This is a genomic window from Oerskovia enterophila (genome assembly GCF_044748475.1).
Classification (GTDB): Bacteria; Actinomycetota; Actinomycetes; order Actinomycetales; family Cellulomonadaceae; genus Oerskovia; species Oerskovia enterophila.
Genome location: NZ_JBIVFZ010000001.1, coordinates 505,791 through 519,540 on the forward strand (window position 1 = coordinate 505,791; position 13,750 = coordinate 519,540).

The following is a 13,750-nucleotide window of genomic DNA, read 5'->3' on the forward strand; positions in this document are numbered from 1 at the left end:
GCGGACGGCGAACGGGCCGTGCCCGGCACGTTCCGTGGCGCACGACGGCCGTCCACCCCGCGAGGTGGACGGCCGTCGTGGGGAGACGAACGCTAGATCCCTCCCCGCAGTGCGGCGATCGGCTCGATCGCCGCCGCCTTGAGCGCCGGATAGGTCCCGGCGAGGAGCCCGATCACGCCACCGAGGAGCGCCGAGCCGATCGCGACCCAGATGTCCAGGATGGGTGTCCAGTCCTGGACGACCGAGACGATCACCACGGTGAACACCCCGAGCGACGCACCCACCAGTCCGCCGAGGAGGCCGATCACGACGGACTCCACCACGAACTGCCCGGCGATGTCCCGCTTGGTCGCACCGAGCGCGCGCCGGAGCCCGATCTCCCCGACCCGTTCCATGACCGACAGCAGCGTCACGTTCGCGATCCCGAGACCACCGACGAGCAGCGCGATCCCGCCCAGGGCGAGGAAGATCGCGTTGATGTCAGCCTGGACGTTCTCCTGGAGCGAGGAACCGCTCGCCGGTACCTGGGCTTTGAAGGACTCGGGTGAGTTGGGGTCGAGGGCGACGGGCCCCTGCTCGGCGACCAGGGAACCGGCACCCGTCTCGATGTGGATCTGCAGCTCCTCGGGCGCGCCCACGAGGAAGTCCTGCCTTGCGGTGCCGACCGGGAGCACCACCGCGTCGAGGAGGTCCGTGCGTCTCTTCACGTCGCCGAAGACCCCGATGACGGTGTAGGCGTCGTCGCCGATGAAGATCGACGGCTGGCTGTCGATACGGTTGATCCCGAGCTGCTCGGCGGCGCGCTCACCGAGCACCACGACCCGGTCGTTGCGGGCATCGTGGCCGCCGTCGAAGAAGCGTCCGACCACGACCTGCCCCCGCACGGCATCGAGGAGACCGGCGGAGCCCGCGACGACCGCAGGGCTCGTCCTGTCGGCGACCGACGGGTCGTTGACCGGAACGGCCGTGACCCGCCGGCCCTCGACGTCGACCGGAGCGGCGAGCCCCGCAGCGACGACCCCGTTGATCTGGGTGACGCGCTCCGCGCCGTCCCACGGGATGCGGCCCTTCGGGCGTGCGTCGTCCCCGTTGCCGGCCTTGGCCGGGGTGATGACGACCTGGGTCGCGGCCACGGCATCGAACTGGCGGCTGATCTGGCCTGCGGCGGTCTGCGCGAGACCGACCGTGATCACGACCGACGCGATACCGAGGACCGTGCCGAGGATCGTCAGGACCAGGCGCCCGGGCCGGGCTCCGATCCCGTGCGCGGCCTCGGCGAAGAGGTCGCGAGCGTTGAACCGGTCGCGCGCCCGACCTCGGTGGACCCGCTGCTTCGACGTCCGTCGGCCGCTCGTCGGTGCGTCGCCCGTCGGGTCCTGCGTCGCCCGACCAGACAGACGGGCCTTCAACGCCTCGAACGCCCTCATCGGTCGAGCTCCGTGAGTCGACCGTCGGCGATCCGCACCCGGCGCTGTGCCCGGGCGGAGACAGCCGGGTCGTGGGTGATGACCACGAGCGTGAGCCCGTCCGCGTGCAGCTCGTCGAACAGCTCCATGATCTCGACCGAGTTGGTCGAGTCCAGGTTGCCCGTCGGCTCGTCGGCGAGGAGCAGGTGCGGGCTCGCGACGACAGCACGGGCGACAGCGACGCGCTGGCGCTCCCCGCCCGAGAGCGTGGTCGGCGTGAAGTCGACGCGGTGCGACAGGTGGACCCTGTCCAGCGCGGCCCGCGCACGCTCCTGCCGTTCACCCCTCGGTACTCCGCTGTACAGCGTCGCGAGGAGGACGTTGTCGAGCACCGTGCGGTGCGGCAGCAGGTGGAAGGACTGGAAGACGAAGCCGATCCGGCCGCCCCGCAGGGCCGAACGCACCGACTCGGACGCGCGCCCGGTCGCCACGCCGTCGAGCAGGTAGTCCCCGGACGTGGGCCGGTCCAGGAGACCCAGGAGGTTCAGGAGCGTCGACTTGCCCGAGCCGGACGGGCCGATGATCGACACGTAGTCGCCCGGTTCGATCCGCAGGTTCACCGACGTCAGGGCGTCCACGACGGGCGGCCCGGGAAAGCTCCGCGTCACGTCCACGAGCTCGACGACCGCCGGAGGGGTGTCAGCCGAGACGGTGCCGCGACCCGCCCCGACCTGGTCGTCCGCAGGGGCCGACAGGGTGTCCGGACCACCGTCGAGGACGCTCGCGGGGGGACCGGCCGACCCGTTCAGGCCGAGCCAGTCGACGTCCCCGGTCACTTGCCGACCACCACCTTGTCACCGGGCTCGAGGGGGTCGTCGGACGAGACGATCTCGACGAACCCACCGGCAGCGAGGCCGGTCTTGACCGGCACGAGGTCGGTCGCCCGGTCCTTGCCCGTGCCCTTGTTCGGGGAGGCGGCGTCGCCGCGCAGGACCTCGACCCGAGACTCGCCGCCCGGCCCGGCGGTCAGCGCCGCGAGCGGTACGGCGAGCACCTCTCCGGCCGTCGAGCTCACCGGGATCGTGAGGCGGAGGTTGCTCCCCTGCAAGAGGGTGATCTGCTCCGGCGTCAGCGCGTCCGGTGCGAGCGAGACCGTGAAGCGGGCGCCCTTCTTGGCCTCGGCGCTCGACTCCTTTCCCTCGCCGTCTGCCTTGCGGGCCTCGACCGACGTCACGGTCGCCGTCCCCTCCGTGTCGTCCGGCAGGGTGAAGGTCGCCTTGGCTCCGGCTGTGAGGAGCTCGGCGTCGGAGGCACCGGCCGAGGCCTCGATGACGAGCGTCGCCCCGGAGACCGCCATCACAGGGCCCGAGATCGTCGCGCCGCGCTCCACGAGCACCTCGTCGACGCGTCGCGGCAGGCCGGAGAGGAAGAGCACCTCGCTCGCAGGCAGCGCGGTCAGCGTCTGCGTGCGGGCCTCGCCCAGCGCTTTCTTGGCGTCGTCCACCTGGCGTTGCGCCCTGGTGACCGCGGCGGTCTGTGCCGCGACGTCTTTCGGCTTGTCGAGCGCAGCCCGCTGCGCCCGCGCGAGCGTCAGCGCGTCCTGCGCGCCCGCGACGTCTCCTGGCTGGGGCGGCGTCCCGGGCTCGGCTGCGGGGTCCGTCGTCCCGTCCTGTGCGGCGGCCAGGTTCCTCTCGGCCCCCCGCACGGCGTTGTCCGCCTCGAGCTTCTCGACCTCGGTCGCGCCTCCCCTCGATGTCGAGAGGTCTGCGCGAGCTGAGGTGAGCGCGTCCTCGGCGTCCTTGACCCCCTGGGTCGCGGCCTCCACACCGTCCTTCGCCTCGTCGCCGCTCGACGGCGAGGGATACCCGACGTTCGCGTAGAGCTTGTCGACCGCGGCCGCCGTCGCGGCGTCGTAGACGTTGCTGTCGGCCTTGCCCGGGTCGATCCCGACCGCGGTGAGGGCCGCCTTGAGCTGGACGACGTCCGGGCCCGAGACCCCCACGCGCAGCGTCCGGTAGGCGGGGAGCTCGCCGGGCAGGACGATGACCGGGCGCCCCGAGACCTCCAGGGCGATCGACGTCTGGCCGAGTTCGGCACCGAGCGCCGGGACCTGCCCGGTCACGACCGCGGGGCCGCCGAGGTCCGCGGTCTCGACCTTCACCTGGACGGCGTCGTCGTACTTGACGTCCCCCCGCAGCGTCACGTCGTTCGCGATGACCTTCTTCTCGACCGGGACGGTGATGAGCCCGGCGTCGGGGGCCTGGGCATCTGCGGCAGCCTGCGCGGGGGAGACGATCAGGCGGCTCACGACGATGCCTGCCAGCAGGCTCAGGACGGCGATCCCAGCGACGAGCCAGATGAGGCGGTGGCCCCGCAGCCCGGTCCCCGGCGTTGCCGCGAGGGTCGCCTCACCGACCGCCTGCCCCTCGATCTCGGTCGCCTGCGCGCCGGTGCCGCGACCACGGGAGCGCGAGAGCTTCACTTGGCGAACTCCTCGTAGGCGGCGGTGATGCGGTCCAGCAGGTCCTTGTTCTCCTCGACGAACGTCTTCTCGAGCTCGAACTGGACGGTGCGCCGGACGTCCCCGTACCCGACCTCTTCCTGGCAGTCGTAGTCAGCCACCGCCGTGCTCCTCTCCTCGTCCTGCAGCGTGGCGAGCCGCTCTTCGGTCTCGGCCTGCTCCGCCTCGCTGGGCCCGTCGGGGGTCTGGTTGTCGTACAGCGAGTTGGACGCCTCCATGAAGTAGTCCGTGGCCGCCTGGGGGCTCGCGTGGTCGAACCCGGCGTCCGCCATGCAGTCGGACCACTTCGCGTTGGCCTCGGACAGCTTCGGGGACTTCTCGACGTCCTTGTAGAGCTTGGTGCTGGCTTCGTTGAACGCGGTCATGTCCTCGGACTCCCACAGCTCCTGCTCGCCGCCGCTCGCCTCGTTCTGAGCCGCTCCCCAGCAGCCCATCTGTGACGTCTCCAGGGGCGGCATCTCACCGTTCTCGTCCGGTTCCACGGCGAACATGTCGCCGTGCAGTGCGGTGTAGTAGGCATTCATCTCGGTCTCGGACATCGACGCGAGATACTCCTGGTTGGGGTCGACGTACGAGTCCATCTCGGCCTGCTCCTCCTCGGTCGGCTCCTGGTAGATGGTCATGCCGTAGCCGTACTCGGCGGCGTACTTCTCCGGGTCGTGCTCCTCGTCGAAGGTGACGACGTTGGCGCTCTGGTCGACCGGGATGTACTCGAAGCCCTGCTCGACCATGCATGCGGCGACGAGCTCCTCGGCCTTGCGGTTCTGCTCCTCGTACTTCTTCTGCTGGGCCTCGCTGTCGAGGTCGCCGCTGATGGACTCGTAGAACGCGGTCAGCGGACTGTCCTCGTCGGCTGCGGGCGCGTCAGCGCCTCCGCAGGCCGCGAGGAGAAGCACCCCGGTGAGGCCGAGTGCCGTGATCGCGGCGGGCCGTGTCGAGGGTCGACGCATGCTGCTTTCCTTCGTTCGGTGGGAAGTGGTGGGTTGACGTGCGGGGAGGGACGCCTCGTCGGACGAGCTCATGGTGTGTCCCAGCCGGAGACCTTCTCGAACTGGGCGACCGCCTGCTCGACGAGCTCCCGGTTCTCCACGAGGAAGTCCGCCTCGAGGTCGTGGCGGACCTGCTGCTGCTGCGCGTCGTAGTCGATCTCGGTGCGGCACGCGAAGTCTGCCGTCGCGGTCGCCAGCTCTCGCTGCTGCAGCGCGGCGTATGCGGGGTTCTCCAGCGTTGCGCTCTCGACGGTCGGGAAGTCCGTGCTGAGCTCCGTGACGATCGACTGCATGGCGTCGTCGGGGTGGCTGAAGCCGAAGATCCCGGCGTCGGACATGCAGTCGGCCCACTGCTCGTGGGTGGCCGCGAGCCGCGGGTCGTCGGCGACCCGGACGTCGATCTGCGCCATGGAGGCCTGCAGGGCCTCGAGCTCCGGGGTGAACAGGAACGAGGCGGGGTCGGGTCCGACCTCGTCCTCGGCGATCGCCCGGCACCCCCGGTCCTCGGGGTCGACGCTCTTCCGGACGTCCTCGGTGCCGGTCGCGGGGTCGCCGCCCCACAGGGCCGAGTCGTACGCCGCCTTCTCTGCGGAGGACATCGCATCGACGAGATCCTGCTGCGGGTCTCCCTGCTCCTCGAGCAACCGTTCGCCCTCAGTGATCTCCTCGGCTCGACCGGGGGAGTCAGTCACGCCATAGCCGTACTCGGCGACGTACTCGGGAGTGCCTTGCTGCGGGGCTCCGTCGACGTCGGCGACGGTGACGACCGGTAGGTCGGGTACGTAGTCGAACCCCTGGGCCTTCATGCAGTCCGCGATGGCGTCCTCGTGCCTCGTCACCCAGGCGATCTGGGAGTTCTCCTCGAGGAAGGTGTCGAACCTCGCGAACAGCGTGAGGTCGAGAGGCGATTTCTCGCTCTCCTGTGCCGTGCACGCGGCGAGCGACAGTCCGGCGAGGAGCGCGAGGACCAGGGCCCTCGCGGGGGCTCGACGGGCGCGCCCGGGCGCGGACGGCTGGGTGGATGACGGTACGTTCATGCGGTGTCCCCCCTAGGACATTCGTGTCGACACTGCGCGCGGCCTCGACCGCGGTGGTTCGTCGGGCTCCCGGGTGGGCGTGCGCAGCTCTGCGGCACGCCCACCCAGGAGCGTCGGGTCAGTAGCGGATGGCGTCGATCACCTTGACCCGGACCGCGACGAGCGCGGGGATCAGCCCGGCGAGCGCACCGACGCTCACCGCGGCGACCATGCCCGTGACGGCGGCCGAGACCGGGAAGCCGGGACGGTCCTGGACCGTCGAGCCCATGAGCGTGTCGAGCGGGACGTTGTGCAGGATCACGACCGCGAGCGAGACGCCCACGACCCCGGCCACGACCGTGGCGACGACGCTCTCCATGAGCACCGAGAAGAAGACCCGGCCGGACGAGGCGCCGAAGCTGCGTCGGATGCCGATCTCACGGATCCGGTACCGGACGGTCACGAGCGCGATGTTGACGAGCCCCAGCCCGCCGAGCAGCAGGGCGATCGCACTGACCCCGAGGATGACCCACTTGGTCGCGCCGTCGATCATGCTCATGTCGGGGCTGTCCATGCGGCTGACGTCGACCTGCGTCCCGGGGATCGCGCCCGTCAGGTCGCGGCGGACGGCCTCGGTGAGCACGTCGACCGTGTCCGGGGGGACCCAGAGCTCGAGCGACGGCACGCCGGAGCTCATGAGCGCCTCGGGGGAGGCCCACCGCAGGTGGGACTCCACGAGCATGTAGGCGGACGGGCCTTCGCCGGGCCAGCTGTCCGGGTAGGAGCCGACGACCGTCGCCAGGACCGGGTTCTCGCCCCCGATCACGATGGTCGGGTGGTCCTCGATGCGCTGGCCGAGGGTATCGAGGAACGACTGGTTGACCACGAGGGCGGGGGACAGGTTCTCCTCGTCGGCCTCGGTGAACCACCGGCCGCCGTCTACCACGAACCGGTGCATGGTCGCCCAGTCGGCGCTGACGGCGTTGGTCTGGGCCTGGAGGGTCCCGCCGGGGAAACGGAACGGGGTCTGGGTCCACATGACCATGGACGAGTACTCGACCTCGTACCGGGCCACGATGTCGTCGTACGCCGCGACGTACTCCTCGATCCCCGGCATCTCCTGTCCCGTCGGGTACGCACTGACGTTGAGCGTCGCGGGGCGCCCGCTCCATCGCTCGTTGGACTCGGCCGAGACCTGGCGCAGCATGTCGCCGGCCGCGGTGATGGTCGTGATGGCACAGACCGCCACGGCCACGCCGATCAGGGCCAGCAGCACGCGGAGCTTGTGGACCCGCAGCTCGTCCCAGGCTTCCGCCAGGGCTCCGAAGAATCCGGTCACGAGGCCACCACCGAGTCGCCGAAGAGGTCGTCGAGCGAGTCGCCCGCGCCGGAGGGCGTGCGGCCCCCGGCAACGTCGGCGAGGGGCGCGGCCGACGCCACCGTGCCCAGCGGGACGGCGACGTGCTCGGCCTGGTGGTCCTCGCCGTCGGGCACGTGCTCCATGGCCGTGCCCAGCCCGTCGAGCGAACCCGCGCTGCGGGCGCCGATCGCGATGGGCGCGAGGACGCCCTCCGCGAGGCGGAAGTGGCGCTTGGCGCGCGAGGCGACCGCGAGGTCGTGGGTGATGGCGATGAGAGCGGACCCGTTCTCCTGGGCGATCGTGTCGAGCAGGTCCATGACCTCGCCGCCCGTGTCGACGTCGAGCGCGCCCGTGGGCTCGTCGGCGAGGATCACGCGGGGGCCGCGGACGAGCGCGCGGGCGATGGCCACGCGCTGCTGCTCGCCGCCCGAGAGCTTCTCGGGCATGGTGTCGAGACGGTCGCCCAGGCCCACGCGCTCGAGCATCTCGGCGGCGAGCGTCTTGCGGTTCCAGAACTGCTTGCCCTGCGCGTAGAGCAGGGGCGCGGCGACGTTCTCCAGCGCGGTGCGCGCCTGGAGCAGGTTGAACTGCTGGAACACGAAACCGAAGTCCGCCCCGCGCCGGCGCGCGCGGACCCGGCCGGACAGGCGGCCGATCGGGACGCCGTCGAGCAGGAACTCGCCGGCCGTGGGCGTGTCCAGCAAGCCCAGGATGTTCAGGAGGGTCGACTTGCCGGTCCCCGAACGCCCGACGATCGAGACGTGCTCGCCCGCGTCGACCGTGAGGTCGATCCCGCGCAGGATCTCCAGGATCCGGTCGTCGGGCAGGCGGACCGACCGGGTCACGCCGTGCAGCTCGAGCAGGCTCATCCGGCCGAGCCCCCGTACATCATGCCCTCGTCGACCGGCGCGACGTCCTGGCCGGGCACGAACTCGAGGACCAGGTCGCCCTCGGCGAGCCCCTCGACGATCTGCACCTGCGTGCCGTCGGTGATGCCGAGCTTCACGGCCTTCTCGGTGTTCGTGCCGTCCTCGGCCACGACCCACACGTTGCCCGTCTCGACCGAGCCCTGGACCGCGGTGATGGGGACCAGCAGGGCGTCCTCGGCCGAGCCCGCGGTCACCTCGAGCTTGGCGGCCAGTCCCGCGAACACGACCGTGCCTGCCGGGACGGCGCACGTGATCGACGCCGAGGGCGTCGCGCCGGGCTCGGTGCCCGGCTCCTCGGTGCCCGCCGCCGGGGCGGCTGCCGCCGTGCCCATGCGCAGCGCGGTGCAGGTGAACGGGGCGGGGCCCCCCGTGACCGTGACCGTCGCCTCGGTGGGGATCGTCAGGAGACGGAACTGCTGCTCGGGGAGCATGGACGCGGTCACCGACAAGGTCCCGGGGGACACCGAGGCGAACGTCTCGCCGACGCTCACCTCCTGGTCCTTGATCGCGGTGAACGTCGCGACGGTCCCGGCCGAGCTGGCCTTCATGGTGGTCCGGGTGACCTTGGGCTTGCGCTCGGTCACCTTCTCCTCGCCCGTCTCCTTGTTCGTGGTGACGAGAGGGTCCTGAGGTGTCTCGAGCGTGACCTCGAGGAGCGGGGCACCGGCCTCGACGACGTCACCGACCTTGGCGTGCACGGCGGTGACCTTGCCGACCTGGGTCACCTTCTCCTGGCCGGCAGGGTCCGCGACGACCGAGCCCGTGAGGGTCACGGTGTTGGTGATGGGGCCCTTGGCGACCTCCACCTGCGGAAGGGTCACGACGGCCGACGGGAACTCGGCGTCGCCCGCCGCCTGGGGGGCCGACTTGAACGCGATCACCACCAGGGTCACCGCGATCACCGCCCAGATCACGAGACGAAGGGTAGGAAAGATGATCCGGCGTGTGACGCCCACGGCAGGTCTCCAGGTGAAATCCGATGAGCCGACAGCTCAAGGTCCAGGCATGCTCTGGGAAGACTAGGGGGTGGGCGAGCGCCCACGTATCCACCTCAGGTATGAGATGGATGCGCGAAAGATCACGATCAGGTCAGGTTCCTGCCGTGATGTCTGCCTGCGTCCCCCTGGACAACCCTCATTGGTCGCACTTCTGACAAACGATCTGCGCACCATACACCGGTCGAGACGAGGGGTGTCCAGACGTCCGGTCGCCGTTTCGCGGAGCGTGCCGCGAGGGCAGCCGTCCCGTGTCGCGGGACGGCCGTCCGGCAGCCGGAGCGCGCGGTCGGCCGGAGGTCCGACGACGACGGGCCCGGTCCGTGCGGACCGGGCCCGTGCGCGCAGGGTGTGCTCTCGGGTGCGCTGCGACCTAGACGGGCGAGAGCCCGAGGCGGCGGCCCGCGAGCCCCCGGCTGCGCGTCGCGAGGTGCGTCGCGACCTGGCGCAGCGCGACCGCGGCCGGCGACGAGGGGTTCGTCAGCACGACAGGCGTACCGGCGTCACCGGCCTCGCGCAGGGTCACGTCGAGCGGGACCTGCCCGAGGAGCTCGACGGGGCTGCCCGTCGCCTTCGACAGGTTCTCGGCGACCCTCGCCCCGCCGCCGGACCCGAACAGCTCGAGCCGGGACCCGTCCGGCTGCTCGAGCCACGACATGTTCTCGACGACGCCGAGCACGCCCTGCTGCGTCTGCGTCGCGATCGACCCCGCGCGCTCGGCGACCTCCGCGGCAGCGACCTGCGGCGTGGTGACCACCACGATCTCGCTCGACGGCAGGAGCTGGGCGACCGAGATCGCGATGTCGCCCGTGCCCGGCGGCAGGTCGAGCAGGAGCACGTCCAGGTCGCCCCAGTAGACGTCCGCGAGGAACTGCTGGAGCGCACGGTGCAGCATGGGACCGCGCCAGATCACGGGCTGACCCTGAGGCACGAACATGCCGATCGAGACGACCTTGACCCCGTGCGCGACGGGCGGCAGCAGCATGTTGTCCACGCGCGTCGGAGCCCGGTCCACGCCCAGCATGCGCGGGATCGAGAAACCGTAGATGTCGGCGTCGACCACGCCCACGTTGAGGCCGTCCGCGGCGAGCGCGACCGCGAGGTTGGCTGTCACCGACGACTTGCCCACGCCGCCCTTGCCCGAGGCGATCGCGTAGACCTTGGTCAACGAGTCCGGTTTGGCGAAGGGGATCTCGGGCTCGCCGACGCCCCCGCGCAGCATGGTGCGCAGCGCCGTCCGCTGCTCGGCGCTCATGACGCCCAGGTCGACGTCGACCTTCCCGACGCCCGCCACGGTCTGCGCGGCGGCCGTGACGTCCTTGACCAGGGTCGACTTCATGGGGCAGCCCGCGACCGTCAGGTCGATGCCGACCACGACGTGCGCACCCCCCGCGGTAGCCGCGTCGATGCTCACGTCGACCGAGCGCACCATCCCCAGCTCGGTCACGGGGCGCCGGATCTCCGGGTCCATGACCTGGGTCAGAGCCGTCCGGACGAGGTCCTCGAGTGCATCGGTCGTGGGTGTTGCGGAGCCGCCAGCCATGGCCCCATCCTAAGCGGGCGTCTAGCGTTCGAGGATGGACGCCCTCGCCTCGATCGCCCGTGACTCGGCACTCTTCCTCGACGCCGTCCGCGCGGCACGGCCGGACGCCCGCGTACCGGCCTGTCCCGAGTGGGGCGCGGCGGACCTGACGTACCACCTGGCCGAGGTGCAGGACTTCTGGAGCGCCGTCGTCGGGCCCGCGGAAGGGCGCGGGCTCGACGGCGACGACGTGCGCACGCTCCCGCGGCCCGACGACGACGCGGCCCTGCCGACGCTCGCCGCCGAGGCCACCGCCAGGCTGCTCGCCGCGCTCGCGGGCCGTGACCCCGCCGAGCCGTGCTGGTCGTGGCACGACGCGGGCCGCACCGTCGGGTGGGTCGCTCGCCGACAGGCGCACGAGGCGCTCGTCCACCGGGTGGACGCCGAGCAGACCGCCGGCCGGGACGTCACGAGCGCCGACCCCGAGGTGGCCGCGGACGGGGTCGACGAGATCCTGCGCGTGCTGGTCGACGGCATCCCCGAGTGGGCGACCTTCACCCCCGACGGGAGCACGGTCGCTGTCGCGGTCGACGGTCCCGGCGAGACGCCCCGCTCGTGGGAGCTCGCGTTCGGGCGCCTCACGGGCACCGGGCCCGAGTCGGGCACCGCGTACGACCTCGACTCGGCGCAGCTCGTGGACCTGCCGGGATCGACGACCACGCAGGTCTCGGGCGCCGCGTGGGACCTCGACCTGTGGCTCTGGGGACGCGGAGAGCGGGACGGTCTGGTCGTCCGCGGGGACGCGGCGCTCGCGGACCGCCTGCGCGCGGTCGCGGGGCAGGAGACGCAGTAGACGCCCGTCCGCTCGCGTCGGGGCGGACCTGACCTGCAGGCGGCGGGATCACCGCACGACCGGTCGCGTCAGCGCGGCTCGGGCGGGGCGTCCGCGCGACGGGCTCCCCCCGAGGTCCGGCGTGCGTCGCGCGTCCCGCTCCGCGGTGGCTGCGCGGTCCGGGGGAGCGGCGAGTCGAGCCCCGGGCGCTCCGCCCCGTCGGCGCGGGCGGCCTCCGCGCGCTCGGTCTCCTTCTCGTCGAGCTCCTCGAGCAGGTTGCGGATCTCGGAGCGGACGAAGTCGCGCGTCGCGACCTCGCTCAGCGCGATACGCAGGGCCGCCATCTCCCGTGCGAGGTACTCGGTGTCCGCGAGGTTGCGCTCGCCGCGCTGGCGGTCCTGCTCGGCGCTCACGCGGTCGCGGTCCGTCTGGCGGTTCTGCGCGAGCAGGATGAGCGGTGCCGAGTAGGACGCCTGGAGCGAGAGCATCAGGGTCAGCGCCGTGAAGCCCAGCGCGGCGGAGTCGAACCGCAGGGACTCGGGTCCCCACGTGTTGAACCCGAGCCACAGGAGGCAGAAGACCGTCATGTAGAGCAGGAACCGCGGGGTGCCCATGAAGCGGGCGATGCCCTCGGAGATCTTGCCGAACGCGTCCTGCTCGACCCGCACGCGGGGCAGCAGGGTGCGGCGCGCGGCCTTGGGGGTGTCGAGGCGCTCAGCCACGGTGACCTCCTCGGCGGACGGGGAACGCGGACGACGCGGGGGTCTGGGTGCCCAGGCTCGTCTCCTCGGACTCGTCGTCGGTCTCGCGCCAGTCGTCCGGGAGCATGTGGTCGAGCACGTCGTCGACGCTGATGGCGCCCAGCAGGCGCTTCTCGTCGTCGAGCACGGGCAGTGCCAGCAGGTCGTAGGCCGCGAGCAGACGCGTGACGCGCCCGAGCGGCGCGTCGGGGCGCACCCACTCGATGTCCGAGTCGAGCACCGACCCGACCGAGACGTGCGGTGGTTCTCGCAGGAGCTTCTGGAAGTGGACGATGCCGAGGAAGCGGCCCGTGGGGGTCTCGAGCGGCGGGCGCACGACGAACACCATCGCGGCGAGCGCCGGGGGCACGTCCTTGCGGCGGATCTGGGCGAGCGCCGTGGCGATCGTGGTCTCGGGGCCCAGGATCACGGGCTCGGTCGTCATGAGACCGCCCGCGGTGTCCTCGCCGTAGGCGAGCAGGCGGCGCACGTCGCGCGCCTCCTCGGGCTCCATGAGCTCGAGGAGCTCGGCGGCCTGCTCCTGCGGGAGCTCGTGGAGGAGGTCGGCGGCGTCGTCGGGCTGCATGGCCTCCAGGACGTCGGCGGCGCGGTCGGTGTCGAGGCCGGAGAGGATCGCGACCTGGTCGTCCTCGGGGAGCTCCTCCAGGACGTCGGCGAGACGCTCGTTGTCGAGGGCCGTGGCGACCTCGAGGCGGCGCGTGTCGCCCAGGTCGTGCAGGACGTCGGCGAGGTCGGCGGGCTTGAGGTCGTCGTAGGCCGCGAGCAGGCGGGCGGCACCCTGGGTCTCGGGCGTGCCGGCGAGCCCCGTGACGGCGCCGATCTCGACGACGAACGCGTCGCCCCGCCGCCGGATGCCGAGCGCGTTGGGGGTCGTGTGACGGCGCACGAAGAGCTGGTTGACGAGCCAGTCGCCCGTGCGCTGCTTCTCGATCGAGAGGTCCTCGACGGTCGCGGAACCCGACCCGTCGACGAACTGCACGGTGCGGTCGAGGAGCTCGCTGACCGCGAGGGTCTCCATGGCGCGCTGCTCGAAGCGGCGCATGTTGACGAGACCGGTGCTGATGACCTGCCCGGCGTCGATGCTCGTGACGCGGGTCAGGGGCAGGAACACGCGCCGTCGCCCGGGGACCTCGACCACGAGGCCCACCGCGCGGGGAGCCCCCTTGGGGCGGAGGAGGACGACGACGTCGCGCACGCGTCCGACCTGGTCACCGAGGGGATCGAACACCGCCGTACCGGCCAGGCGCGCGACGAAGACGCGGGTAGTTGCACTCACGTCGCAAGACTACGCACCGCCCGTCGGGGTGGCGCCCCGACGGGCCGGACGGCGCGGGCGGGCCGGGGAACCCGCGGACCGTGGCCAAGTCGTGACCTGATTTCTCGCGGAGACCACTGGACTAGACGAGTGCAACCTGCTTG

At 71.7% G+C, this 13,750-nt stretch carries 12 protein-coding genes; 1 reads left to right on the forward strand and 11 read right to left on the reverse strand.

The window, feature by feature from the left end:
- Positions 1-92: 92 nt before the first annotated feature.
- From ACIPWA_RS02155 to ACIPWA_RS02195, 9 genes are all read right to left on the reverse strand, one after another.
- Positions 93-1,427 (reverse strand): ABC transporter permease, encoded by a 1,335-nt coding sequence (locus ACIPWA_RS02155; protein WP_400287894.1) that lies wholly within the window; start codon positions 1,425-1,427, stop codon positions 93-95.
- On the reverse strand, positions 1,424-2,080 hold the full coding sequence (locus ACIPWA_RS02160; RefSeq protein ID WP_307822677.1) for an ABC transporter ATP-binding protein: 657 nt from the start codon (positions 2,078-2,080) through the stop codon (positions 1,424-1,426). Before ACIPWA_RS02160 ends, ACIPWA_RS02155 begins: the two co-directional genes overlap by 4 nt.
- Positions 2,081-2,238: 158 nt before the next feature.
- Positions 2,239-3,888, reverse strand: a complete 1,650-nt coding sequence (locus ACIPWA_RS02165; RefSeq protein ID WP_400287895.1) for an efflux RND transporter periplasmic adaptor subunit — start codon at positions 3,886-3,888, stop codon at positions 2,239-2,241.
- Positions 3,885-4,877 (reverse strand): hypothetical protein, encoded by a 993-nt coding sequence (locus ACIPWA_RS02170; protein WP_400287896.1) that lies wholly within the window; start codon positions 4,875-4,877, stop codon positions 3,885-3,887. Before ACIPWA_RS02170 ends, ACIPWA_RS02165 begins: the two co-directional genes overlap by 4 nt.
- Positions 4,878-4,945: 68 nt before the next feature.
- Positions 4,946-5,953, reverse strand: a complete 1,008-nt coding sequence (locus ACIPWA_RS02175; protein WP_400287897.1) for a hypothetical protein — start codon at positions 5,951-5,953, stop codon at positions 4,946-4,948.
- A 118-nt stretch (positions 5,954-6,071) separates the two neighbouring features.
- The gene (locus ACIPWA_RS02180; protein WP_400287898.1) at positions 6,072-7,271 is read right to left on the reverse strand and encodes an ABC transporter permease; all 1,200 of its coding nucleotides are present in this window, start codon (positions 7,269-7,271) and stop codon (positions 6,072-6,074) included.
- Entirely contained in the window at positions 7,268-8,161 is an 894-nt protein-coding gene (locus ACIPWA_RS02185) for an ABC transporter ATP-binding protein (protein WP_400287899.1), read from the reverse strand. Before ACIPWA_RS02185 ends, ACIPWA_RS02180 begins: the two co-directional genes overlap by 4 nt.
- A complete protein-coding gene (locus tag ACIPWA_RS02190; RefSeq protein WP_400287900.1) occupies positions 8,158-9,135 on the reverse strand; it encodes an efflux RND transporter periplasmic adaptor subunit in 978 nt (325 codons plus the stop codon). Before ACIPWA_RS02190 ends, ACIPWA_RS02185 begins: the two co-directional genes overlap by 4 nt.
- Before the next feature lie 454 nt (positions 9,136-9,589).
- A complete protein-coding gene (locus ACIPWA_RS02195; RefSeq protein WP_400287901.1) occupies positions 9,590-10,759 on the reverse strand; it encodes an Mrp/NBP35 family ATP-binding protein in 1,170 nt (389 codons plus the stop codon).
- A 34-nt stretch (positions 10,760-10,793) separates the two neighbouring features.
- Between ACIPWA_RS02195 and ACIPWA_RS02200 the strand changes: the two genes are divergently transcribed.
- Positions 10,794-11,591, forward strand: a complete 798-nt coding sequence (locus ACIPWA_RS02200; protein ID WP_056762508.1) for a maleylpyruvate isomerase N-terminal domain-containing protein — start codon at positions 10,794-10,796, stop codon at positions 11,589-11,591.
- A 68-nt stretch (positions 11,592-11,659) separates the two neighbouring features.
- Here the strand turns inward: ACIPWA_RS02200 and ACIPWA_RS02205 are convergent, their stop codons facing one another.
- Complete coding sequence (locus ACIPWA_RS02205) at positions 11,660-12,292, reverse strand: DUF1003 domain-containing protein (RefSeq protein ID WP_068625569.1); 633 nt, start codon at positions 12,290-12,292, stop codon at positions 11,660-11,662.
- On the reverse strand, positions 12,285-13,607 hold the full coding sequence (locus ACIPWA_RS02210; protein WP_056647690.1) for a magnesium transporter MgtE N-terminal domain-containing protein: 1,323 nt from the start codon (positions 13,605-13,607) through the stop codon (positions 12,285-12,287). The genes ACIPWA_RS02205 and ACIPWA_RS02210 overlap by 8 nt, the downstream gene beginning before the upstream one ends.
- Positions 13,608-13,750 lie beyond the last annotated feature (143 nt).